General features: G+C 68.2%; 22 protein-coding genes. 12 read left to right on the top strand and 10 right to left on the bottom strand.

The features are described 5' to 3' along the window. Positions 1-25: 25 nt before the first annotated feature. Both gfa and fghA read left to right on the top strand, forming a co-directional pair. The gene (gene gfa, locus BMZ17_RS18280; protein ID WP_093142716.1) at positions 26-601 is read left to right on the top strand and encodes an S-(hydroxymethyl)glutathione synthase; all 576 of its coding nucleotides are present in this window, start codon (positions 26-28) and stop codon (positions 599-601) included. Positions 602-666: 65 nt separating this feature from the next. After that, positions 667-1,497, top strand: a complete 831-nt coding sequence (gene fghA, locus BMZ17_RS18275) for an S-formylglutathione hydrolase (protein WP_093142710.1) — start codon at positions 667-669, stop codon at positions 1,495-1,497. Positions 1,498-1,518: 21 nt separating this feature from the next. On the opposite strand, the gene BMZ17_RS18270 is transcribed toward fghA, so the two are convergent. The 3 genes from BMZ17_RS18270 to BMZ17_RS18260 all read right to left on the bottom strand — a co-directional run bounded on the left by BMZ17_RS18270 (position 1,519) and on the right by BMZ17_RS18260 (position 5,019). Then, positions 1,519-2,703 carry an arabinose transporter gene (locus BMZ17_RS18270; RefSeq protein WP_175485669.1) on the bottom strand — a complete coding sequence of 395 codons (1,185 nt, stop codon included), beginning with the start codon at positions 2,701-2,703 and terminating at the stop codon, positions 1,519-1,521. Between the two features lie 197 nt (positions 2,704-2,900). Further along, a complete protein-coding gene (locus BMZ17_RS18265) occupies positions 2,901-3,596 on the bottom strand; it encodes a Dph6-related ATP pyrophosphatase (protein WP_093143913.1) in 696 nt (231 codons plus the stop codon). Positions 3,597-3,615: 19 nt separating this feature from the next. Next, on the bottom strand, positions 3,616-5,019 hold the full coding sequence (locus BMZ17_RS18260; protein WP_093143909.1) for an aminotransferase-like domain-containing protein: 1,404 nt from the start codon (positions 5,017-5,019) through the stop codon (positions 3,616-3,618). A 105-nt stretch (positions 5,020-5,124) separates the two neighbouring features. Here BMZ17_RS18260 and BMZ17_RS18255 point away from each other — a divergent pair, with 105 nt between their 5' ends. Next, the gene (locus BMZ17_RS18255; protein WP_093142701.1) at positions 5,125-6,045 is read left to right on the top strand and encodes a DMT family transporter; all 921 of its coding nucleotides are present in this window, start codon (positions 5,125-5,127) and stop codon (positions 6,043-6,045) included. 53 nt (positions 6,046-6,098) lie between these two features. On the opposite strand, the gene BMZ17_RS18250 is transcribed toward BMZ17_RS18255, so the two are convergent. Together BMZ17_RS18250 and BMZ17_RS18245 are read right to left on the bottom strand one after the other, a co-directional pair. Further along, positions 6,099-6,434 carry a hypothetical protein gene (locus tag BMZ17_RS18250; RefSeq protein ID WP_093142696.1) on the bottom strand — a complete coding sequence of 112 codons (336 nt, stop codon included), beginning with the start codon at positions 6,432-6,434 and terminating at the stop codon, positions 6,099-6,101. Positions 6,435-6,496: 62 nt separating this feature from the next. Continuing rightward, a complete protein-coding gene (locus BMZ17_RS18245) occupies positions 6,497-7,441 on the bottom strand; it encodes a DegV family protein (RefSeq protein ID WP_093142692.1) in 945 nt (314 codons plus the stop codon). A gap of 348 nt (positions 7,442-7,789) precedes the next feature. Here BMZ17_RS18245 and BMZ17_RS18240 point away from each other — a divergent pair, with 348 nt between their 5' ends. Then, positions 7,790-8,344: a DUF924 family protein gene (locus tag BMZ17_RS18240; protein WP_093142688.1), complete on the top strand. Its 555-nt coding sequence runs from the start codon at positions 7,790-7,792 to the stop codon at positions 8,342-8,344. Positions 8,345-8,413: 69 nt separating this feature from the next. On the opposite strand, the gene grxD is transcribed toward BMZ17_RS18240, so the two are convergent. Beyond that, positions 8,414-9,343, bottom strand: a complete 930-nt coding sequence (gene grxD, locus BMZ17_RS18235; protein ID WP_093142683.1) for a Grx4 family monothiol glutaredoxin — start codon at positions 9,341-9,343, stop codon at positions 8,414-8,416. Between the two features lie 59 nt (positions 9,344-9,402). Between grxD and BMZ17_RS18230 the strand changes: the two genes are divergently transcribed. Both BMZ17_RS18230 and BMZ17_RS18225 read left to right on the top strand, forming a co-directional pair. Next, a complete protein-coding gene (locus BMZ17_RS18230) occupies positions 9,403-10,197 on the top strand; it encodes a polysaccharide deacetylase family protein (RefSeq protein WP_093143904.1) in 795 nt (264 codons plus the stop codon). After that, positions 10,194-10,406, top strand: coding sequence for a hypothetical protein (locus tag BMZ17_RS18225; protein ID WP_093142678.1), 213 nt, complete (start codon positions 10,194-10,196; stop codon positions 10,404-10,406). The genes BMZ17_RS18230 and BMZ17_RS18225 overlap by 4 nt, the downstream gene beginning before the upstream one ends. Positions 10,407-10,454: 48 nt before the next feature. Here BMZ17_RS18225 and BMZ17_RS18220 read toward each other — a convergent pair whose 3' ends face one another. From BMZ17_RS18220 to BMZ17_RS18210, 3 genes are read right to left on the bottom strand one after another with little or no spacing between them, the layout of a single operon-like run. Further along, positions 10,455-11,126: a class I SAM-dependent methyltransferase gene (locus tag BMZ17_RS18220; protein ID WP_093142674.1), complete on the bottom strand. Its 672-nt coding sequence runs from the start codon at positions 11,124-11,126 to the stop codon at positions 10,455-10,457. Positions 11,127-11,177: 51 nt separating this feature from the next. Next, positions 11,178-11,795: an SGNH/GDSL hydrolase family protein gene (locus BMZ17_RS18215; RefSeq protein WP_093143899.1), complete on the bottom strand. Its 618-nt coding sequence runs from the start codon at positions 11,793-11,795 to the stop codon at positions 11,178-11,180. Positions 11,796-11,833: 38 nt separating this feature from the next. After that, positions 11,834-13,114: an aminotransferase class I/II-fold pyridoxal phosphate-dependent enzyme gene (locus BMZ17_RS18210; RefSeq protein WP_093142670.1), complete on the bottom strand. Its 1,281-nt coding sequence runs from the start codon at positions 13,112-13,114 to the stop codon at positions 11,834-11,836. A 111-nt stretch (positions 13,115-13,225) separates the two neighbouring features. Between BMZ17_RS18210 and rsgA the strand changes: the two genes are divergently transcribed. Both rsgA and BMZ17_RS18200 read left to right on the top strand, forming a co-directional pair. Further along, positions 13,226-14,323 (top strand): ribosome small subunit-dependent GTPase A, encoded by a 1,098-nt coding sequence (rsgA, locus tag BMZ17_RS18205; protein ID WP_093142665.1) that lies wholly within the window; start codon positions 13,226-13,228, stop codon positions 14,321-14,323. A gap of 69 nt (positions 14,324-14,392) precedes the next feature. Next, entirely contained in the window at positions 14,393-15,220 is an 828-nt protein-coding gene (locus BMZ17_RS18200; protein WP_093142661.1) for a COG4705 family protein, read from the top strand. On the opposite strand, the gene BMZ17_RS18195 is transcribed toward BMZ17_RS18200, so the two are convergent. Continuing rightward, on the bottom strand, positions 15,150-16,112 hold the full coding sequence (locus tag BMZ17_RS18195; protein WP_093142656.1) for a LysR family transcriptional regulator: 963 nt from the start codon (positions 16,110-16,112) through the stop codon (positions 15,150-15,152). The two genes, BMZ17_RS18200 and BMZ17_RS18195, sit on opposite strands and share 71 nt — an antisense overlap. 117 nt (positions 16,113-16,229) lie before the next feature. Between BMZ17_RS18195 and aceB the strand changes: the two genes are divergently transcribed. The 4 genes from aceB to kdgD all read left to right on the top strand — a co-directional run bounded on the left by aceB (position 16,230) and on the right by kdgD (position 21,221). Further along, complete coding sequence (gene aceB, locus BMZ17_RS18190; protein WP_093142651.1) at positions 16,230-17,876, top strand: malate synthase A; 1,647 nt, start codon at positions 16,230-16,232, stop codon at positions 17,874-17,876. 118 nt (positions 17,877-17,994) lie between these two features. Beyond that, on the top strand, positions 17,995-19,287 hold the full coding sequence (gene aceA, locus BMZ17_RS18185) for an isocitrate lyase (protein ID WP_093142646.1): 1,293 nt from the start codon (positions 17,995-17,997) through the stop codon (positions 19,285-19,287). A 93-nt stretch (positions 19,288-19,380) separates the two neighbouring features. Further along, positions 19,381-19,752 carry a hypothetical protein gene (locus tag BMZ17_RS18180; protein WP_139203004.1) on the top strand — a complete coding sequence of 124 codons (372 nt, stop codon included), beginning with the start codon at positions 19,381-19,383 and terminating at the stop codon, positions 19,750-19,752. Positions 19,753-20,303: 551 nt separating this feature from the next. Next, positions 20,304-21,221 (top strand): 5-dehydro-4-deoxyglucarate dehydratase, encoded by a 918-nt coding sequence (gene kdgD / locus BMZ17_RS18175; RefSeq protein WP_093142636.1) that lies wholly within the window; start codon positions 20,304-20,306, stop codon positions 21,219-21,221. Positions 21,222-21,496 lie beyond the last annotated feature (275 nt).

Raw genomic sequence — 21,496 nt, 5'->3', positions numbered from 1 at the left:
CTGTCGTGGAAACGGGAGGAAGCAGATGAGCGCTTTATCGATACATCCAAGTGTGGATCAGGGCGTCAAGCAAGGTGCAGGCGGTTTCGCGGGCGGGACCCTGCAATGCAAGTGCAGCAGCGACAAGGTGGAAGTGAAGGTCGATTCCAACGTGGCGCATAACCACGCCTGTGGCTGCACCAAGTGCTGGAAGCCGGATGGCGCGGCGTTCTCGGTCGTGGGCGTGGTCTCGCGCGACAAGCTGGCCGTCACCGCCAACGAGGACAAGCTGTCCATCGTCGACGAGAAAGCCGCCATCCAGCGCCACGCCTGCAAGGCCTGCGGCACGCACATGTATGGCCGCATCGAGAACAAGGACCATCCGTTCTACGGCCTGGACTTCATCCACGTCGAACTCTCGCCGCAGTCCGGCTGGGAGGAGCCGCGTTTCGCGGCCTTCGTCTCCTCGATCATCGAAGGTGGCGGTGCGCGTCCGGAGCAGATGGACGGCGTGCGCGCGCGCCTGACCGAGTTGAACCTGCCGCCGTACGACAGCCTCAATCCGCCGCTGATGGATGCCATCGCCACGCACATCGCCAAGCGCAACGGCGTGCTTCAATAAATTTGCTGCAATCACGCGTCATCCGGCGTGGCGGCGCGGGCCGCCACGTCCTTCAAGGAACTCCAATGGAACGCATCGAACACCGCGCCGTCAGCGGCGGTTGGCAGGACGTCTATCGCCATCACTCCGACGTGCTGGCCTGCGACATGACCTTTGCCATCTACCTGCCACCGCAGGCCGAAACACAGAAGCTGCCGGTGCTGTACTGGCTCTCCGGCCTGACCTGCACCGAGCAGAACTTCATCACCAAGGCCGGCGCGCAGCGCTATGCGGCCGAACACGGCGTGATCATCGTCGCGCCGGACACCAGCCCGCGCGGCGATGACGTCGCCGATGCGGACGGCTACGACCTGGGCAAGGGCGCAGGCTTCTACGTCAACGCGACCCAGCAGCCGTGGGCCGCGCACTACCGCATGTACGACTACATCGTCGACGAGCTGCCCGCGCTGATCGAAGCGAACTTCCCGGTCACCGACGCGCGTGCGATCTCCGGTCATTCGATGGGCGGGCACGGCGCACTGGTGATCGCGCTGAAGAATCCGCAGCGCTATCGCAGCGTGTCGGCGTTCTCGCCGATCGTGGCGCCCTCGCAGGTACCGTGGGGCGAGAAGGCCTTCACCGCGTATCTGGGCGACGACCGCGCCGCCTGGGCGGCGTATGACGCGACCGACCTGGTGAAGACCTCGACGCCCGCGCTGCCGCTGCTGATCGACCAGGGCGAAGGCGATGAATTCCTGGCGAACCAGCTCAAGCCGCAGCTGTTCGAAGCCGCGGCCGCGCAGGCCGGCTATCCGATCACGCTGCGGATGCAGCCCGGTTACGACCACAGCTACTACTTCATGGCCAGCTTCATCGGCGAGCACATCGCCCACGCTGCGGCTGCACTGCGCGCCTGACGCGCGCAGTGCACGGGAGCCTCAGCTTGCGGCCGCCACCACCGTGCGGCGCTGCAGGCTGAGCGCGACGCCCACGCCGCAGGCCGCCGAGGCGGCCGCCATCGCAAAGATCGCCGCATAGCCGAAGTGCGTGGCGACGATCCCGGCCACCGGGCCGGTGATCGCATAGGCGATGTCCTGGAACGCCGCGTAGCCGCCCAGCGCGGTGGCGCGCATCTGCGGTGGCACGCGCTGCACCACCACCACGCCCAGCGCCGGGAACACCAACGAGCAGCCCATGCCAGCGACGAAGGCGCCGACCAGCGCCAGCGTCGGTGTGGTGGCCATGGCCAGCAGGGCCAGGCCAACGCATTCGCCGATCATCGACACCATCGCCACGCGCGCGCCGCCGAAGCGGTCCAGCGTGCGCGCCAGCAGCAGCCGCGACAGCACGAAGCCACCGCCAAACGCACTCAGCGCCAGCGCCGCGCCGCTCCAGTGCTGGTCGTTGAAATACAGCACCGCGAACGCGCTGATCGAAGCGAAGCCCATGCCCTGCAAGGCCAGGCCCAGCGCGGGCAGCGCGATCCGGCCGAGCACGTCGCGCAGGGGCAGGCGTGCGCCGGCAACCGGCGTGGTCGCCGGCACGCTGCCGGTCAGCGCCAGCGCGACCAGCGGCACCAGCAGGCAGGCGACTGCGACTGCAGCGAAGCCGAAGTGGTCAGCCAGGGTCACGCCGATCGGCGCGCCGACCGCCAGCGAGGCGAAGATCGCCAGGCCGACCCAGGTCATGACCCGGCCGGCGCGCGGCTGGCCGACGGTGCCGATGCCCCAGGCGAGCATGCCGGTGACCAGCAGGCTTTCGCCCACGCCGGCCGCCAGGCGCCCGGCGATCAACAGGCCCAGGGCGGCGCCGGGCAGCAGGCCGGCGGCAAGATAGGTCACGCCGGAAACGGCGAGCAGCACGCAGCCGCGACGCATGGCCTTGGCTGGACCGGCCGTGTCGGCGATGCGGCCGGCCAGGCCGCGGGTCAGCACGGTAGCGACGAACTGCACGCCGATCACCGCGCCGACCATTACGTTGGCCTGATGCATCGTGTCGCGCACGAAGACCGGCAGTACCGGCAGCGGGAGCGCGATGGCCAGATACGCGCCGAAGGTGGCCAGGCACAGGCGCGCCAGGCGCCAGGTGGCGGTGGAAGCAGCAATGGCAGGAGAAGACGACATGGACAACGGACCTCGATGGGGTCGGCCGGGGATGCCGGTCTGCCGCAGGGTGTTGCCCATGCGCGACCTGCGTCCGGACCGGGAAAAGCCGGCCGACGTGGAAGCGCGTTGGTTGACGTGAACGCTTACGCGGAACCGATGCACCGGTTCCGAAGGGCGCGCAGCCTAGCGCAAGCGCCGGCTTGCCGACAACCGGGTCAGGCGCGTGCCAACGTCGATAGCACCCAGTCGGTGTAGGCAAAGCGCCCTTCGCGCAGCACCGTCTGCCCGCGCTGCAGGGCGAGCGGCGCACGGAACATCGGCCCATCCCACACGCAGGTATGGAACTCGCCGCGCTCGCCGCAGGGATCGATCGACGTCGGCAACGCCGCCAGCAAAGCATGATCGAAGTCGCGCCCGGCAAACCCGGCATCAAGCTGCGTCGTATCCACGCAGCACAGCCCGGCGCGCAAGCCGCCTGCGAGCATCTGCCGCGCGAGCGCCGCCGTGTCGGCATCGAACAGCGGCGTCATCACGTCCCAGCCGATCGCCGAGAGCCGTTGCACGCGATAGTCGCGGATGTCCTGCAGGAACAGATCGCCGAACGCCGCGGTGCGCAGCGCCGGCCAACGCGTCTGTGCGCGCTGCAGCGCGTGGGCCATCGCCGTGTCGTAGCCCGCGTTGTCGCCGCGCGCGGCGATGTCCTGTTCGATCAGTGGCAGATCGGCCGCCGCGGCCTGCGCACGGATCACCTCGCGGCGCACGCCCTGCATCGAGGAGCGGTCGTAGTCCGCGGTGATCGTGGTCAACAGCGCGACGACCTCCACGTCATCCCGCTGGCGCAGCGCATGCAGCGTCCACGCCGAATCCTTGCCGCCACTCCAGGCCAGGATGAGTTGGGTCTTGTCGGTCATGGCATCACTCGCATCAAGATCAGAGCTGGGCGCTGGCCAGCGCGCCCAGGCGGCGTAGCGCGGCATCCAGGCGCGCATCCCAGGGCAGGCCGCAGCTCAGGCGCACGCAGTCGCCGTAGTCGCCACGACTGGAGAACAGCGTGCCAGGCGAAATCCCGATGTTCTCGGCCAGCGCGGCTTCGAACAGCGCCTGCCCGTCGCCGCCCGGCGGCAGCTGCAGCCACAGCGACAGGCCGCCGCTCGGCGCGCTGCAGCGCGTGCCGTCGGGCCAGTGGCGGGCGATGGCATCGCGCATGCGTTGGCCGTTGTCGGCCACGGTGCGGCGCAGTTTGCGCAGATGCCGCTCCAGCCCGTGGCGGGTGAGGTAATCGGCCACCGCCAGCTGCGGCAGGCTGGCGCTGCTGCAGCTGGAAAAATACTTGGCGCGCGTTAGCGCCTCGGTCCAGCCCGCGCCGGCCAGCCAGCCCACGCGCAGGCCCGGCGCCAGCGTCTTGGAGAACGAGCCGCAGGTGATCACGTTGCCGGTGGTGTCCCAATGGCGAAGCGGCAGCGGCCGCTGGCCCGACCACGCCAGCTCGCCATAGATGTCGTCCTCGATCACCACCGTGCCGTGGCGCGCGCAGCTTTCAACGATTGCCTGCTTGTCGGCATCGGACGTCAGGCCGCCGGTGGGATTGCTGAAGTTGGGCACCAGCACCGCCGCGCGCACCGGCGTCTGCTGCAGCAGGCGATCCAGGCGCGCCACGTCGATGCCATCGCCCAGCCGGCTCGGCACCTCCAGCACCTTCAGGCGCAGCGCGGCCACCGCCTGCAGGATCCCGTAATAGGTCGGCGTTTCCACCAGCACCACGTCGCCCGGCGCGGTGACCGTGCGCAGCGCCAGGCTGATCGCCTCCATCGCCCCGGCAGTGACCACGACTTCGTCTGCCGTCATCGGCGTGCCGATCTGCTCGCAGCGCAACGCGACCTGCCGGCGCAGCGCCGGATCACCCTGCGGCGGCGCGTAGTCGAACGCCGCGGTCGGGCGTCGCCGTAGCGAACGTGCCAGCGCCGCGCTCAATGCGGCGTGCGGCAGCAGCGAGGGATCGGCGACCGCCGCGTGCAACGGCAGCAGGCCAGGACGCTCGGGCAGTTCCAGCAGCTCCTGCAGCGCGGGGTTGCTGACCATGCCCGGCGCGCGCCGACGCGGCGCGGAGGCACGCGGCGCGACCGACGGCGCGGCATGGACGAAGTAGCCCGAACGCGGCCGCGCCTGCACCAGGCCTTCGCGCTCCAGCTGCAGGCAGGCCTGCACCGCCGTGGCGGGGCTGATCTGGTGGGCCTGGGCGAGCTGCCGCACGGAAGGCAAGCGCTCGCCGGCACGCAGCGTGCCCTGGGCGATCTGCCGGCGCAGGCCGGTGGCGATGGTCTCGTAAAGCAGCATGGCGCGGGTTCGCATCTGTACTGGTGCGATTTCAGGATATCTGAATCTGTATTGCGCGCGCAGCCCGGCCTAGCCTGTGGTTCCCACTTCGCAGGAACCCGTGCCATGTCGTCTCCCGCCGTCGATCCCGCCACGTCGCGCGCCGCGCTCTGGCAACTGCTGGTGGGCGAGGTGCTGATCGGTTCGGTCGGCGTATTCGTCCACGAAAGCGGCCAGGATCCGGTGACCGCCGTGTTCTATCGCTGCCTGTTCGGTGCGCTGTTCCTGATCGCCTGGGGCCTGGCGCGCGGCCACCTGCGCGGGCTCTGGCAGGATCGCGTGCTGCTGCGCGGCGCGGTGATCTCCGGCGTGCTGCTGGTGCTCAACTGGGTGGCGTTGTTCGCCGGGATGGTGCGCTCGTCGATCGGCGTGGCGACGATGGTCTATCACTTCTTCCCGTTCGTGATGCTGATCCTGGCCGCGCTGGTCCTGGGCGAACGCACGCGGCCGGCGGATTGGGGCTGGACCGCGTTGGCGTTCGTCGGCGTGATCGGTTCGGCCGATCCGCTGCGGCTGCTGCGCCAGGCCGATATCGGCTATCTGTCGGGCATCGGCCTGACCTTGCTGGCGGCGTTGCTGTGCGGTGCGTCGCTGCTGATGTCGCGCAGCGTCGGCCGGCAGCGGCCGTTCGCGGTGGTCACGGTGCAATGCTGCGTCGGCGTGCTGATGCTGGGCGCGTTCGCCTCGCCGGCGGCCCTGCATCCGGGGCCGCATTGGATCTGGTTGATCGGCCTGGGCGTGATCCATAGCGGGATCGTCTACGTGCTGTTCTATTCGTCGTACCGGCACCTGCCGGTGGCGACGATCGCGGTGGTGGCGTTCGTCTATCCGCTGGTCACGCTGGTGCTGGACTACGCGCTGTACGGCCATCGCCTGGATGCGGTGCAGCTGGCGGGCCTGGCGCTGATCGTGGTCGGCACCCTGGGCGTCAACCTGAAATGGCGGCTGATACCACGCCGCGCTGCGCGCCTGGATGCGACATCCTGAAAAGCGAAAGGCCGCGCAGTGCGCGGCCTTTCTTCCCGCTGATGCGCTGAATCTCAGCGCACGTCGCGCAACTGCCAACCGCTGCCGGCCAGCAGGCGCAGACGATGCTTGAGCACCTCCCCGGAAATGGTGGTCTCGGCCACCAGATCGATGTGCAGATCGTCGACCTGGCCGGTGACGATCGCCGCCGGATCGACCGCGCCCAGCGTTTCGGGCACCTGGTCCGGATCAGACTGTGCATCGCGCCAGCGCGCAAACAGCCCATCGGTGCGCAGCGCATCCTGAAGCTGCATGGCAAAGCCCTCGGCGCCACTGGCATTGAAGCTGAAGGCCGGTTCCGGCCCGCGGGCCTGGGCTGGATCAGGCAGGGCGATGTAGTAACGCGTCATGGCAAACCCTCCACAGTTTCGAAGAGGGCCAGCCTAGTGGCGGGCGTGTCAGCGGGCCGTGTTCAGACCGCGAACGTATGCGGCGGCGCGGCGAAACCCACGCCCAGCGCGCCCTTGCCGACGTTGACCATGCCGGTCAGGCTCATCACCGATTCGTGCACCGTCACGCCGTGCTCGGCGCAGATCTCGCGCAGGCGCGTGTAGCCGGGCAGGGCGCGCAGTTCGGACAGCTCGCCGCCGTAGCCCAGGTTGACCACCGGCGTGAGCAGGCCTTCGCGCACCTTCTTGCCGGTGAACTCGAACAGCTTCTGCGCCGAGGGCTCGAAGCCCTTGAGCTTGGCCACCGGCTCGGTCACGCCGCGGTAGGCGCGCAGCACCGGCTTGATGTCCAGCGCACTGCCCAACGCCGCGCCGATCAGGCCCACGCTGCGGTCGCCCTTGGTGCGGGCGCGGGCGCGCAAGTAATACAGGTCGCGCGGAATCATGTAGCCGTAGGTGTTCTCGGCCAGCGATTCCAGCGTGGTGCGGATCTTGGCCACGTGCTCGCCGGCATCCCGCAGGCGCACCGCTTCCACCGCGGTGATGCCCTGGCCGGCGAACAGGTTGAGCGTGTCGATCACGCGCAGCGCGAATGGCGAGGTGTGCCCGGCCGCGTGGCGGATCGGCTTGTAGTCGTTGAGGATCGCGAAGCTGGCCTGCATCGCGTTGTCGTGGATCTGGCTGCGAAGCTTGGAGATGGTCAGGCAGAACACGTGGTCGTAATCGATCACCAGCCGCTGCAGGAACAGATCGCGGATCTGCGCCACCGAAAACGGCGTGGTCTCGGCCTCATGGCCACGCTCGGCCACGTGGGCGCGCAGGAATTCCAGCGTCGCTTCCTCGTCGCGATGGTCGGCCAGCACCGCCTCGCCGATGCGCACGGTGATGGGCAGCACGACGATGTTGTTCTTTTCGATGAAGTCGGCGGGCAGGTCGCAGGCCGAGTCCACCACGATTCCGATACGCATGCGTCCCCTCCAGGCATGTGCGCGTTACTGATTGGCGCGCGCTGTGTAGCACGTGCCGCGGTCTGGCGTCGAACCGCACTGCAACGCGTGGTTCCCCACGGGCATTGTCACCGATCCGCCACGGCAGAAACGCAGCCGCAGATCGTGTAAACGCCATGCGCAGGCGTATGCGCCGGCTGACGATTCGGTCATGCGCAGGCGCCGCTGCGCGCGGCCGCGTTGCGCTTGCACGTGCTGTTCATGCCGGCCACTTATGCTCGCCGCTCTTTGGCGACAGGAGACTTGCGACATGCCAATGCCTTGGCAAGCCCACCGCAACCGCAGTGCCAACACGCCGAGGGTGCGCGCATGACGGCCAAGCCCAAGCGCAGCCGCCCGCAGGACGTGGTGGACTTCTGGCGCCAGGCCGGGCCTGAGCGCTGGTTCGCCCGGAACGAGTCGTTCGATGCCAATTTCCGCAGCCAGTTCCTGGCCGATCACTACGCCGCCGCACGCGGCGAACACGCGGACTGGCTGGAGACGGCCGAAGGCGCGCTGGCCTTGCTGCTGTTGTTGGACCAGTTTCCGCGCAACTGCTTCCGCGACACCGGCCACGCCTGGGCGACCGACGGGCTGGCCTTGCGCTACGCGCTGCAGTCACTCGACGCCGGCCACGACCAGGCCACTGAGGCCACGCTGCGGCCGTTCCTGTACCTGCCATTCGAACACGCCGAAGACGCGGCCGAACAGGCGCGCTCGGTGGAGCTGTTCGCCGCGCTGGGTGATCCGGAGACGCTGAAGTACGCGCTGGCCCACCAGCAGGTGATCACCCGCTTCGGCCGCTTCCCGCATCGCAACGCCTCGCTGGGCCGCGTCAACACGCCGGACGAGCAGTCCTGGCTGGACGCCGGCGGCGGCTTCTAGGCTGCAGGCCGCCCCACGAAAAAGCCGGCCATCGGGCCGGCTTTTTCATTCCTGCGGGACGTGCTTCGCTCAGTAGCGGGCGACGTTGGGGTCCACGTCGGTGGACCAGGCGTCGATGCCGCCGGCGACGTTGTGCACGTTGGTGAAGCCCAGCACGCGGAACTGCTCGGCCGCCTGATGGCTGCGGCCGCCGGCGTGGCACAGGAACGCGATCTGGGTGTCCTTGGGCAGGGCTTCCAGTTCGGCGCGGCCGTCGCCGTCGAAGGTCTTGAACGGCATGTTGACCGAGGCGATGGCGCGCTCGTCGGCCGGGCGCACGTCCACCAGCAGCAGTTCGCCCATGGCGACCTTAGTCGCGGCCTCGGTGACCGGCATCTGGTTCACCGCGCGCGGCGCGTTGGGGTTGTCGATGGCCAGGCCCTTGCCGCGGATGTCGTCGACCCAGTCGATGGTGACGCCTTCGGCGCGGCGCGCGCTGGCCAGGTCGAACTGGATGCGCACGCCGTTGGATTCGGTCGCGATCGCCTTGGCGTCAAACGCGCCCAGCTGGAAGTTCGGCTGGAACTGCGCGTCGATCGACAGGATCAGCGCCGCGCCGGCGCCGGCGTCCTCGATCGCGTTGGCCAGCATTTCAGCCGCGGCCGGGGTGACGGTGATCGACGGCGGGGTGCGGTCCGGCGCGGCGACGCCCAGCACCGAGGCCAGTTCGCCGGAGTTGGTCATCTGCTCGATGATGTCGCTGCCGCCGACCAGCTCGCCGTCGATGTACAGCTGCGGGATGGTTGGCCAGTCGCCGTAGACCTTGATGCCTTCGCGGATCTCCTGGTCGGCCAGCACGTTGACGTGGGCGTAGTCCACGCCCAGCGAGGACAGCGCGCCGACCGCCTTGGCCGAGAAGCCGCACTGCGGCATGGTCGGCTGTCCCTTCATGAACAGCACCACGCGGTTGGACTGCAGCAGGGAATCGATGCGCGAACGCAGGGCGGGATCGAGGGACATGTCAGGTACCGGCGGGTGAGCGAGGAAGGGAATTTTACGCGCGTGCCATGATGTGCGGCATGGAAGCGCGCGCAACGCAGCATCATGGGCCACGGATGCCTCGACTGAGGTTGGGGCTGTTGGGCCTATCGCAAGTGGCGGTGGTCGCGCTGTGGTGGCTGGCGGGCTGGAAACTCGGCCTGATGGCGCTGGTTTTGACCCATGGCGCGGTGCTGTGGTCCACCTTCAACCCGCGCTCGCAGCTGTTCTGCCCGGCGCTGGTGCGCCTGCCGGGCGAGACGGAGCGGGTCTGGCTGACCATCGATGACGGCCCCTCCGACGACACGCGTCCGATCCTGGACCTGCTGGACGCCCACGCCGCCAAGGCGACGTTTTTCCTGGTCGGCGAGCGCGTCCGCGCCCGGCCGGAGCTGGTGCGCGAGATCGTCCGCCGCGGTCACGGCGTGGGCAACCACAGCGACAGCCACCCGCAAACCGCGTTCTGGCGGCTGGGTCCAGGCACGCTGGAAGCCGAGATCGCCGCCAACCAGCGCACCCTGGCCAAGGTGGCAGGTGCGGCGCCGCGCTGGTTCCGTTCGGTGGTCGGCCACACCAATCCTTTCATCGGCCCGGTCCTGGCCCGTCACGGCCTGACCCGCGTGGCTTGGAGCGCGCGCGGCTTCGACGGTGTGTCGTGCACGCCCGACCAGGTGCTGGCGCGGATCGAACCCGACCTCAAACCCGGCGCCATCGTGCTGCTGCACGAAGGCGCGGCGCATGGACACAACGTGGAGATTCTGCGGCGGGTGCTGGTGGCAGTGGAGCAGCGCGGTCTGAGCGCCCAGCTGCCTCCTCAAGCGTCGGGCAGCGCATGAAGACCAAACGGGATTTCTTTGTCCGGGATCGCTTGATTCAAGAAGCGGTTTGCGAGGACACGTGGTGTGATCGTTGCGTCCAGGCCGATCTTGGCCTGATCGATCCTGTGGAATACGAGGAGGACGGACGTGTCTTCGTCGAAGGGCGTTGCGCACGATGCAGTGCGGTTGTCGTGACCGTGCTCACCGAGCGTCAAGCGGACGAATGACGATTGGGCTGCGTTTGCCAGCCCACGTACTCAGGTCGAAAACTGCCTTCAGCGCCGCTCCGCCACGATCAGCCAGTTGTTGAAGGGCGTATTGCCATACAGCGGCGCAAACGTCGCGCTTAGGCCGGCGTTGGAAAGATGGCCTTCCAGGATTTCGCGCGTCGGATAGCTCTTGGGTACTTCCTGCATCCAGCCGGCGAAGTGGGCCATCAGGTCGGTGACCTTCGAGGTGCGGCCGCGGCTGCTGTCATCGCCGAGCGCGCTGCGGATCACCAGCTTGTTGCCGGGCATCAGCATGCGCGAGACGTGGGCCAGCATGCCGGCCTGCACGTGGTCGGGCAGGTACTGCAGCATGTCCAGGATCGCGACGTTGCCGGTGTGCTCGGGCCAGCGTGCGCCGAGGTCGACGACTTCGAAGCGCGCATCCTTCAGGCCGGTGCGGCGGGCGATCTGGCGCGCGCGTTCGATCTTGTTGGCGTCGATGTCCACGCCGTAATAGCCACGCGGTTGGCCATCGGCGTGCAGCGCATGGGCCAGCAGGCCCAGGCCGCAGCCCAAGTCGAGGATCGGGCCGGGCGTGTCGCGCAGCGTCGCCAGCACGCCCGGATAGAGCGGGTCGGTGCGCAGCTTGGCGCGCGTGTAGTAGTAGTCGTAGCGGTTGCCCCACGGCCGCTTGGGCAGGAAGGCGCGGGCAATGGCCAGCGCTTGCTGCGGGGGCATGGGTCGGATGGCTTCGCTCACGTCGTTCCTTCGGCGATCGGCGGGGAGGGGTCAGGCTAGCGCATTGCGCGCCGCGGGGGAGGCCAATGCGGTCCACAACGCGTACATCGCGCCGGAAGGATGCAGGCCGTCGGCGACCAGCATCGCAGGCTCGGCCCCGTGCTGGCGACTGACAGGCGTGACATCGACAAAGGCCACGCCGCCGCGCCGGCAGGCGATGCGTGCTTCCTGGTTGAACGCATCGATCTCGCGCGCGATGCGGTTGGGATCGCGCCCGGAGGTGGCCGCGAACGGCGTCACGCCCCAGTCCGGGATCGACAGCACGATCACGCGCTGCGGCCGCGCGCCAGCCAGGGCGATGCTGCGCGCCAGCAGTGCCTGGAACTGCTGCAGGTACTCGTCCAGCGATCGCCCGCGATATTGGTTGTTCACGCCGATCAGCAGCGTCACCAGATCGAAGCCCGGCGCGGGCGCGGCCTGGTCGATGGCGGCCTGCAGCTCGTCGGTGGTCCAGCCGGTGGTGGCGATGATCTGCGGATCATCCAGTCCGATGCCGTCGGCGCGCAGGGCGCGCGCGAGTTGCAACGGCCATCGATCTTCGACGGCGACGCCTTCCCCGATGGTGTAGGAATCGCCGAGCGCCAGATAGCGCAGGCCGTGCGGGGCGATGGTGCCGGCCACCAGGTGGGCCGCGGTCACGGGCGTGCTCAGGCCGCGGCGATGCGTGACTTGGGCTTGAGCGGCACGACCTTGGTGTTGGCTTCGGCGCGCCGCGCCAGGGCGCGGTCGATGCGGGCGAACACATCACGCATGGCCACCGCATCGGGCAGCAGGGTCACGCGGAAGTGGTTGCGATACGGCACGTTGAAGCTGGAGCCGGGCACGACCAGCACGCCTTCGTCTTCCATCAGTTCCAGGGCGAAGGCGTAGTCATCGAAGCCCTTGGCCGCATCGCCGACCACGGCCGGGAACGCGTACAGCGCGCCGCCCGGTGCCGACAGCTGCAGGTGTTCGCTGACGGCGCAGGCCTCGACCACGGCGCGGCGGGTTTCGTACAGGCGGCCGCCAGCCTTGCACAGCGCGCTGATCGTGTCCGGGCCGTTGAGCGCGGCTTCCACCGCGTACTGGCCGGGCACGTTGGCGCACAGGCGCAGCGCGCCCAGCAGGTCCATGGCGTGCTGCAACGGGGTGACCAGCTCGGCACTGCCGGACAGCAGCGCCCAGCCCACGCGCCAGCCGCAGGCGCGATGCACCTTGGACAGGCCGGAGAAGGTGATGCACGGGACCTCGCCGGCCAGCGGCGCGAGCGGCTCGAACGTGGCGCCGTCGTACAGGATCTGGTCGTAGATCTCATCGACCAGCAGCAGCAGGCGATGCTTGGCGGCAATGGCCACGATGCGCTTGAGCAACTCGCGCGGATAGGTCGCGCCGGTCGGGTTGTTCGGGTTGATCAGTACGATCGCGCGGGTGCGGCTGGAGACCAGCGTTTCCATCTCCGATGGATCGGGCAGGAAGCCGTTGCTCGCGTTGCACTGGTAGTACACCGGGCGGCCGTCGTTGAGGATCGTCGCGGCCGACCACAGCGGGTAGTCGGGCGAGGGCACCAGGACTTCGTCGCCGGGATTGAGCAGGGCGCGCAGCGACAGGTCGATCAGCTCGGACACGCCATTGCCGATGAATACCCGGTCCGGGTGCGCGTCGGGCGTGTTGCGCGCGGCGTAATACGCGGCGACGGCTTCACGCGCGGCCGGCAGGCCCTGCTGGTGGGTATACGGATCGGTGCGGCCCATGTCGTCGGCGATCGCGCGTTGCAGGTGCTCGGGCGCACGGAAGCCGAACGCGCCCGGGTTGCCGATGTTGAGCTTGATCAGCTTGCGGCCCTGGCCTTCCAGCTCACGCGCTCGCCGGGCCAGGTCGCCGCGGATTTCATAGCGGACTTCGGACAGGCGTTCACGGGTGGGCAGGGGCTTGCTGGGCGTGGAGGACATGGCGCGTGGGAATGAGGGCGAAAAACGGGCCAAGCATACGCCTTCGGCGCGTGCTGCCAACGGTACAGCCGGGCCGCGCTGCCAGCGGTACAGGTCCGCCCCGTCTAGAATCTGCGCATGTCATCTCCCCAAGACCTGTCCGCGCTGCGCCTGATCGGCTGGCCGCTGGACACCGGCGACGCCCCCGCTCCGGCCTGGCAGGCCCTGTTCGATGCCCATCCACAGGCCCGCCCGGCCCGCGTGGTGGAGCAGCACCGCTCCGGCTACGTGGTGGCGCATGGCCCGGAGGCCGAACAGACCCTCAAGCCCGAATCCCTGCCCGAATGGCAGCGGCCGCGCTTCCCGGCCCACGAGCGCCCTGCAGTGGGCGACTGGGTGCTGGTGGAGGACGACAAGCGCATCGTGGCCCTGCTGCCGCGCCACACCGCGATCAAGCGCGCGGCGGCCGGCGAGCACTATCACCAGCAGGTGATCGCGGCCAACGTCGATACCGTGTTCATCGTCTGTGGGCTGGATGCGGACTTCAATCCGCGCCGGATCGAGCGTTACCTGATGCTGGTCGGCGGCGGTGGCGCCCAACCGGTGGTCATCCTGACCAAGGCCGACCGCACCGAATACGCCCAGGATGCGCTGGACGTGCTGGCCGACCTGGCCGCGCAGGACATCCCGCTGCGCACGGTCAACGCCAAGGACGCCGCCAGCGTCGCCCAGCTGCATGGCTGGCTTGGCCCGGGCCGCACCGCGGTGCTGGTGGGTTCGTCCGGCGCGGGCAAGTCCACGCTGACCAACACCCTGCTGGGCGTGCAGAAGATGAAGACCAATGCGGTGCGCGAGAACGACTCGCGCGGCCGCCACACCACGACCTATCGCGCGCTGATTCCACTGCCGTCCGGCGCCTGCCTGATCGACACGCCCGGCATGCGCGAGCTCAAGCCCACCGGTGAGGAAGACCTGGCCGAAGGTGGTTTCGCCGACATCGAGGCGCTGGCGGCGCAGTGCCGGTTCCGCGATTGCGCCCACCAGGGCGAGCCCGGCTGCGCCGTGGAAGCGGCGATCGAGCGCGATGAAATCGACCCGGGCCGCGTGGCCAACTACATGAAGCTGCAGGACGAAGTCGCCGCCGCCGCGGCCAAGCTGGCCAAGCGCGTGGCCGAGAACGCCGGCAAGGGTCCGGGCCGGCGCCCGGCGGGACGTCCCGGCCGGCGCTGAGGCGCTGGGACCGAAATCCGACGTCGGCCCCGGCACGGTGGCCCTGCTTCCACACGCAGGGCGCAGGCCATGTCGCATCACCCGCATTCGCAATCTGGCGCCGCCGGCAAGGTCGCCGCGGTCACGCTGGGCTTCTGGATCATCAAAATCCTGGCCACCACGCTGGGCGAAACCGGCGGCGACTGGCTGACCATGACCCTCGGCCTGGGCTACGGGGCCGGTTCGCTGCTATTGCTGGGGATCTTCGCCGCCACGCTGGTGGCGCAGCTGCGGGTCGAACGCTTCCATCGCTGGCTGTACTGGTCGGTGATCCTGTCCACCAGCACGGCCGGCACGGCGATGTCCGACTTCATGGATCGCACGCTGGGGCTGGGTTATTTGCGCGGCGCGCTGGTGTTGGTCACCTTGCTGGCGTTGGTGCTGGCGGCCTGGCGCCTGGTCGAAGGCAGCCTGTCGGTCGCGCAGATCCGCACGCGCCGTGCCGAGGTCTTCTACTGGGCCGCGATCCTGGTCAGCAACACGCTAGGTACGGCGCTGGGCGATTTCCTGGCCGATGCCTCCGGGCTGGGCTTTGCCGCCAGCGCGTCGCTGACGGGTGCGGTGATCGCCGCCACCGCGCTGGCGTATCGCTTCACCCGGATCGACCGGGTGCTGCTGTTCTGGGTGGCGTTCGTGACCACGCGGCCGTTCGGCGCGACCTTCGGCGACCTGCTGACCAAACCGGTGTCGCACGGCGGGCTGGAACTGGGTACTGGCGGCGCCTCCTTGGTGCTGGCCGTGCTGCTGGTGGCGATGCTGCTGGTGCAGGGCGGCCGCGAACGCCGGCTCAGCGTTCCGAATGCCCGGACTCGTCGTGGTCGCGCGGATGGAACAGATCCGGCCGGATCAAGGCGATGAAGGCACGCGCCTGCGGCGACAGGTACTTGCCCTTGCGCACCACCACGCCATAGCTGCGCGAAGGGAAATACGCGCTAAGCGAGCGTGCCGCGATCCGGCCGCGGTCGGCCTCGCCGATGCAGATCGAGCTGACGATCGACAGGCCCATGCCCATCGCCACGTACTGCTTGATCACCTCCCAGCCGCCGACTTCCAGCACCACGTTGTAGGGCACGCGCGCCTGCTGGAAGGTCAGGTCCACCAGCCGGTAGGTGATCTGCCGGCGCGGCGGCAGGATCAGGCCGTAGGGCGAGATGTCTTCCAGGGTGACCTTGGCCTTCTTGGCCAACGGATGGTCGTGCGGGGTGATCAGCATGGGCTCGAAGCGATACACCGGCTCGTAGCTCAGGTCGGCCGGGACATCGACCATCGAACCCACCGCCAGGTCCACCGCGTCCTCGCGCAGCAGGTCGGTGCCGTCGGCGCTGATCGCGTTGTGCAGGGTCAGGCGCACGTCGGGGTGTGCGCGGCGGAAGGCGTCCACGATCCGCGGCAGCAGGTACAGGATGGTCGAGCTGTTGGCGGCGATGTTCAGCTCGCCCGCGTCCAGCCCGCTGACCTTTTCCTTGAACACGGCCGCCAGACCGTCCACGCCCTCGACCAGCGGCTGAGCCATTTCGAACAGCAGCTGGCCCTCGCGGGTGGGCGACAGGCGCCGGCCGCTGCGCTCGAAGAGATGGGCGCCGTACTCGCGTTCCAGCGCCTGCAGCTGCAGCGAAATGGCCGGCTGGCTGACGTAAAGCGCCTCCGCCGCGCGCGAAACCGACCCCAGTCGCACCACCTGGCAGAAGGCGCGTAGCGGCTTGAGGCGATCGGATTTGTAGGAAAAACGCGGGGTTACGGGAGCGGCCATGGAATGGTTGCCTGTAACTATGAGTTGATCTTATGAAAATGATTGATAAAACTAAGTTGTCAAATAGTAACCCCGGGAGCACGGTGGCGGCCCAGTCAACACGACGACGAGGTCGCCATGTCCGCCACTGCCTTCGCCCTGCCGCCCCGTGATCCGGCCATTGCCGGTGCCACGCCCGGTTTGGCGCTGACTCGCCAGGACGCGGGCCAGGATGCGCTGCTGCCGCCGGGCCTGCTGGCGCTGCTGGTCTCGCTGCATCGTGCGATCGAGCCCAGCCGCCAGGCCCGCCTGGCCCAGCGCCAGGTGCGCCAGGCCCAGTTCGATGCGGGCGCGCTGCCGGACTTCCGTGCCGACACTGCCGCCATCCGCCACGACGACTGGACCGTGGCGCCGATCCCGGCCGCGCTGGCCGACCGCCGCGTCGAGATCACCGGGCCGACCGATCCGAAGATGGTCATCAACGCACTGAACTCCGGCGCCAAGGTGTTCATGGCCGATTTCGAGGACTCGACCTCGCCGACCTGGAGCAACCTGCTGACCGGCCAGCGTGCGCTGATCGGCGCGGTTGTCGGCGACCTGCAGTTCGCCGCGCCCGCCAGTGGCGGCAAGCCGGGCAAGCAGTACGCGCTGAAGCCGTATGCCGAACAGGCGGTGCTGATCGTGCGTCCGCGCGGCTGGCATCTGGATGAGAAGCACGTGCTGATCGATGGCGCGCCGATGGCCGGCGGCCTGTTCGACGTGGCGACCTTCGCCTTCCACAACGCCCGCGCGCTGCAGGCCCGGGACCGCGGCCCGTACTTCTACCTGCCCAAGCTGCAGTCGATGGAAGAAGCGGCGCTGTGGGAGACCGCGCTGTCGCACATCGAGGCGGTGCTGGGCCTGCCGCAGGGCCAGATGAAGGTGACGGTGCTGATCGAGACGCTGCCGGCGGTGTTCGAGATGCACGAGATCCTGCACGCGCTGCGTAGCCGCATCGTCGGCCTGAACTGCGGCCGCTGGGATTACATCTTTTCCTACATCAAGACCTTCCGCACCCACGCCGATCGCGTGCTGCCAGAGCGCGGCCAGGTCACCATGACCCAGCCGTTTTTGAAGGCGTATTCGGAACTGCTGATCCAGACCTGCCACAAGCGCGGCGCGCATGCGATGGGCGGCATGGCCGCGCAGATCCCGATCAACCACGATGCGGCCGCCAACGAGCAGGCGATGGCCCGCGTGCGTGCCGACAAGCTGCGCGAAGTCACCGCCGGCCACGACGGCACCTGGGTGGCGCATCCGGCGCTGATCCCGGTCGCCAAAGCGATCTTCGACGAGCACATGCCGCAGCCCAACCAGCACGATGTGGCCCGCGCCGATGTGCACGTGAGCCGCGATGACTTGATCCGGCCGTCGACCGGCACGATCAGCCGCGCCGGGTTCGAGGGCAACGTCGAGGTCTGCGTGCGCTACCTGGCCGCGTGGCTGGATGGCAACGGCTGCGTGCCGATCCACTGGCTGATGGAAGACGCCGCCACCGCCGAGATCTCGCGCACCCAGCTGTGGCAGTGGCTGCACACCGCCAGCCTGCACCTGGACGACGGCACCGCCATCGACACCGCGCTGCTGCAGGCCACGCTCAAGCGGCTGCCTGCGCTCTTGGGCGACACCGCGGCGATGCCGGGCGCGGCCAAGGTCGAACAGGCCACCGCGTTGCTGGATGAACTCTCGCGCAGCGACACGCTGGCCGAGTTCCTGACGCTGCCGGCCTATGCGCTGATCGACTGATCCATCGCGCGTCGCATCTGGCGCGCCGCTCCACGCATCACTGGAAGACCGCTTTCCACAAGCGGCCACGGACCGCTGCACCCTTCGAACACCCGCTGATCCACACGAGGACGACGTCATGAGCAAGCTGCGCACTGCCGAAGAGATCCAACAGGACTGGGATACCAATCCGCGTTGGGAAGGCATCACCCGCGACTACACCGCAGCCGACGTGGTGCGCCTGCGCGGCACGGTGCCGATCGAATACTCGATCGCCAAGCTGGGCGCGGAAAAGCTGTGGAAGCACCTGCACACCGAGGACTTCGTCAACGCGCTGGGCGCGCTCACCGGCAACCAGGCGATGCAGCAGGTCAAAGCGGGCTTGAAGGCGATCTATCTGTCGGGCTGGCAGGTGGCGGCCGATGCCAACCTGGCTGGGCAGATGTATCCGGACCAGTCGCTGTACCCGGCCGATTCGGTGCCGGCGGTGGTCAAGCGCATCAACAACACACTGCTGCGCGCCGACCAGCTGTATCACGCAGAAGGCGATGACAGCATCGACTTCCTGCAGCCGATCGTGGCCGATGCCGAAGCCGGCTTCGGTGGCGTGCTGAATGCCTTCGAGCTGATGAAGGCGATGATCGAAGCTGGCGCAGCCGGCGTGCATTTCGAAGACCAGCTGGCGTCGGTCAAGAAGTGCGGCCACATGGGCGGAAAGGTGCTGGTGCCCACCCGCGAGGCAATCGAGAAGTTGAACGCCGCGCGCCTGGCCGCCGACGTCATGGGCGTGCCCACGCTGCTGGTCGCGCGTACCGATGCGGAGGCCGCTGACCTGCTGACCAGCGATGTCGATCCGATCGATGCGCCGTTCACCACCGGCGAGCGCACGGTCGAAGGCTTCTACAAGACGAACAAGGGACTGGATCAGGCCATCAGTCGCGGCCTGGCCTATGCGCCGTACGCCGACCTGGTGTGGTGCGAGACCGGCAAGCCGGACCTGGCATTTGCCAAGGCCTTTGCCGATGCGATCCACGCCAAGTTCCCCGGCAAGATGCTGGCCTACAACTGCTCGCCAAGCTTCAACTGGAAGAAGAACCTGGACGACGCGACCATCGCCAGGTTCCAGAAGGAAATCGCCTCCTACGGTTACAAGTTCCAGTTCATCACCCTGGCCGGTTTCCACAGCTTGAACTACTCGATGTTCAACCTGGCCCACGGCTATGCACGCGAGCAGATGAAGGCGTTCGTGGAGCTGCAGGAGGCCGAGTTCGCCGCTGCGCCCAAGGGCTTCACGGCGGTCAAGCACCAGCGCGAAGTCGGCACCGGCTACTTCGACCAGGTGACCCAGGCGATCCAGCAGGGCAAGTCCTCGACCACTGCGCTGACCGGCTCGACCGAGGAAGAACAGTTCACCGCCACCAAGGCGGCCTGAGCAACACCGCGCCTGGCGACGTCGCCAGGCGCGCGCTGTACCGCTGCACGCAGTCCCACCCAGCGTCGTTCACCCACTGAGAATGGTGCAACCATGCTTCGAGCCCGTCATGCCAATAGCTTCCACGGCCAGGATGCGTTGATGTTCCGCGGCGATCGCCCCGGCATCGCGATGTTGGCCTCCATGCTCGACCACCTCGCGTCCAGCCCACGGCTGGATGCGGTCGGTCGTCGCCATCCCATCCCCGGCGTCAACAACGTCAGCCTGGAGGTCACCGATTCGGTGTCGCGGCTGGTGCTGGACAGCGCCTGCGCCACGCCCTTCGTCTGGCAGCTCAAATGGGCCGACCTGGGCGACTGCGGCGCGCGCCTCGGTGCGCTCGCGTGCGAAGCGAGCGCGCAGCTGCGTATCCGCGGCGAACGCGACGACCTGCAGCTGGTGCTGGCGGTCGGCGAAGACGCCTGACGCCACACCGCAGCACGCGGATCTTCCATCGGTGATCGCGCCCTTGCTGGGCGCGACGCCACGCGCGGGACGTTGGTCGCAGGGATGCGGCCGGCGTTTTTTGCGTGGCTGCGCGCGGATGCAGCAGTGAGGGCTTTTGCTCGAACTGAAGTGCTTGTTGCGCGCGTCTACAGCGGAACTTTCGCGCGATCGTGCCGATGAGGCTTTTCAGCTGGCCGAGATCAGCGCGCGCGGTGCCGTTCTGAATGCTGCACTGCACGAATCAGCGCGTGGGAGCGCGTAGCGCGCATGTCGGGGGATGAATCTTTGTTTCTTCCGGCACCACGCCATGCCGCGTCTGTCGCTGCTGTCAGGTCCAGTGCGAGCGGAGATAATGGCGAGATAAAACAACGGGTTGAAAGGGTTAATCCGCTTGATTTTCAACACGCATGTGCGTGAGACGAAAGTCTAATTAATCCAGCTTGAGCATCATTCGATGCCGTATTTGGCTTGGACGGGAATCAAAACCGGCTCCTAGAGTCGGCGCCGACCCCGCTGACCTGATCCCGTCGATGAGCAAATACACCCCGCAGGAAGTGGCCAAGGCGCTGGGCGCCGGCCTGCTGTCGTTCCCGGTCACGCACTTCAAGGCCGACGACCACGCCTTCGACGAAGCGGCCTACCGCAGCAACCTGCAGTGGCTGTCCGGCTACCCGGCCTCGGGCCTGTTTGCTGCCGGCGGCACCGGCGAGCTGTTCTCGCTGACCCTGACCGAAGTGAACCAGGCGGTCAAAGCCGCAGTGGAAGAAGCCGGCGCCACGACCCCGATCATCGCCCCGGCCGGCTACGGCACCGCGATCGCCATCGAGATGGCACAGGCCGCCGAAGCCAACGGCGCCGACGGCATCCTGCTGTTCCCGCCCTACCTGACCGAGTGCGACGCTGCCGGTGTGGCCGACCACGTCGAGCGCGTGTGCAAGGCCACCAAGCTGGGCGTGATCGTCTACAGCCGTGCCAACGGCAAGCTGGACGCCAACGCCGTCGAGCGCATCGCCGATCGCTGCCCCAACCTGATCGGTTTCAAGGACGGCGTGGGCGACGTGGATCGCATGACCCGCATCTACGCCCGCCTGGGCGATCGCCTGCTGTATGTCGGCGGCCTGCCGACCGCCGAGACCTTCGCCCTGCCGTACCTGGAAATGGGCGTGACCACGTATTCCTCGGCGATCTTCAACTTCCTGCCCGAGTGGGCGCTTGAGTTCTACAAGGCCGTGCGTGCCCGCGACGTGGCGCATGTATACCGCGAGCTCAACGACTTCGTCCTGCCGTACACCGAGCTGCGCAACCGCCGCGCCGGCTACGCCGTGTCCATCGTCAAGGCCGGCATGACCGCGGTCGGTCGCAGCGCCGGTCCCGTGCGCACGCCGCTGGCCGACCTGACCGGTGAAGAGCTGGACATCCTCAAGAAGCTGATCGGAGACCGCAAGTAATGAGCGCCTTTATCGCAACGAGGCTGGCGGAGTCGAAGGCCTCGCGCGCATGCCGCGCGCCCGGTGCTGGCCAGGAAAGGGACAGCGCATAAGCAGACCGGTTGCATGCGGCCTGGGAGGGCAGGGCATGCAGCCGACACACCACGTCAACACCGCCGCAGCTCCATCGATCTTGCGGCAACTCATCATCAGGAGAGGGAATGATGCATCCGACTCACCGCGCGCCCAGGCGTCGCGACACCATCAAGCAGGCCGGACGGCAGATGCCGGGCGCC

This window comes from Pseudoxanthomonas sp. GM95 (genome assembly GCF_900109775.1).
Lineage (GTDB): Bacteria > Pseudomonadota > Gammaproteobacteria > Xanthomonadales > Xanthomonadaceae > Pseudoxanthomonas_A.
Note: the sequence above shows the minus strand (reverse complement) of the source record. Positions and strands in the feature narration are given on the sequence as shown.

Excerpts from the sequence above, each read along its gene's own strand:
- BMZ17_RS18245 (WP_093142692.1), bottom strand. The coding sequence starts at position 7,441 with ATGCGTATCGGAATCGTGGTGGACTCGGCCTGCGACCTGCCCGCCGAC.
- aceA (WP_093142646.1), top strand. The coding sequence starts at position 17,995 with ATGAGCAAGCTGCGCACTGCCGAAGAGATCCAACAGGACTGGGATACC.
- BMZ17_RS18270 (WP_175485669.1), bottom strand. The coding sequence starts at position 2,703 with ATGTCGTCTTCTCCTGCCATTGCTGCTTCCACCGCCACCTGGCGCCTG.
- aceB (WP_093142651.1), top strand. The coding sequence starts at position 16,230 with ATGTCCGCCACTGCCTTCGCCCTGCCGCCCCGTGATCCGGCCATTGCC.
- BMZ17_RS18195 (WP_093142656.1), bottom strand. The coding sequence starts at position 16,112 with ATGGCCGCTCCCGTAACCCCGCGTTTTTCCTACAAATCCGATCGCCTC.
- BMZ17_RS18265 (WP_093143913.1), bottom strand. The coding sequence starts at position 3,596 with ATGACCGACAAGACCCAACTCATCCTGGCCTGGAGTGGCGGCAAGGAT.
- grxD (WP_093142683.1), bottom strand. The coding sequence starts at position 9,343 with ATGTCCCTCGATCCCGCCCTGCGTTCGCGCATCGATTCCCTGCTGCAG.
- BMZ17_RS18255 (WP_093142701.1), top strand. The coding sequence starts at position 5,125 with ATGTCGTCTCCCGCCGTCGATCCCGCCACGTCGCGCGCCGCGCTCTGG.
- BMZ17_RS18180 (WP_139203004.1), top strand. The coding sequence starts at position 19,381 with ATGCTTCGAGCCCGTCATGCCAATAGCTTCCACGGCCAGGATGCGTTG.
- BMZ17_RS18250 (WP_093142696.1), bottom strand. The coding sequence starts at position 6,434 with ATGACGCGTTACTACATCGCCCTGCCTGATCCAGCCCAGGCCCGCGGG.
- BMZ17_RS18210 (WP_093142670.1), bottom strand. The coding sequence starts at position 13,114 with ATGTCCTCCACGCCCAGCAAGCCCCTGCCCACCCGTGAACGCCTGTCC.
- BMZ17_RS18230 (WP_093143904.1), top strand. The coding sequence starts at position 9,403 with ATGGAAGCGCGCGCAACGCAGCATCATGGGCCACGGATGCCTCGACTG.
- BMZ17_RS18260 (WP_093143909.1), bottom strand. The coding sequence starts at position 5,019 with ATGCTGCTTTACGAGACCATCGCCACCGGCCTGCGCCGGCAGATCGCC.
- BMZ17_RS18220 (WP_093142674.1), bottom strand. The coding sequence starts at position 11,126 with ATGCCCCCGCAGCAAGCGCTGGCCATTGCCCGCGCCTTCCTGCCCAAG.
- BMZ17_RS18225 (WP_093142678.1), top strand. The coding sequence starts at position 10,194 with ATGAAGACCAAACGGGATTTCTTTGTCCGGGATCGCTTGATTCAAGAA.
- BMZ17_RS18240 (WP_093142688.1), top strand. The coding sequence starts at position 7,790 with ATGACGGCCAAGCCCAAGCGCAGCCGCCCGCAGGACGTGGTGGACTTC.
- fghA (WP_093142710.1), top strand. The coding sequence starts at position 667 with ATGGAACGCATCGAACACCGCGCCGTCAGCGGCGGTTGGCAGGACGTC.
- kdgD (WP_093142636.1), top strand. The coding sequence starts at position 20,304 with ATGAGCAAATACACCCCGCAGGAAGTGGCCAAGGCGCTGGGCGCCGGC.
- gfa (WP_093142716.1), top strand. The coding sequence starts at position 26 with ATGAGCGCTTTATCGATACATCCAAGTGTGGATCAGGGCGTCAAGCAA.
- BMZ17_RS18200 (WP_093142661.1), top strand. The coding sequence starts at position 14,393 with ATGTCGCATCACCCGCATTCGCAATCTGGCGCCGCCGGCAAGGTCGCC.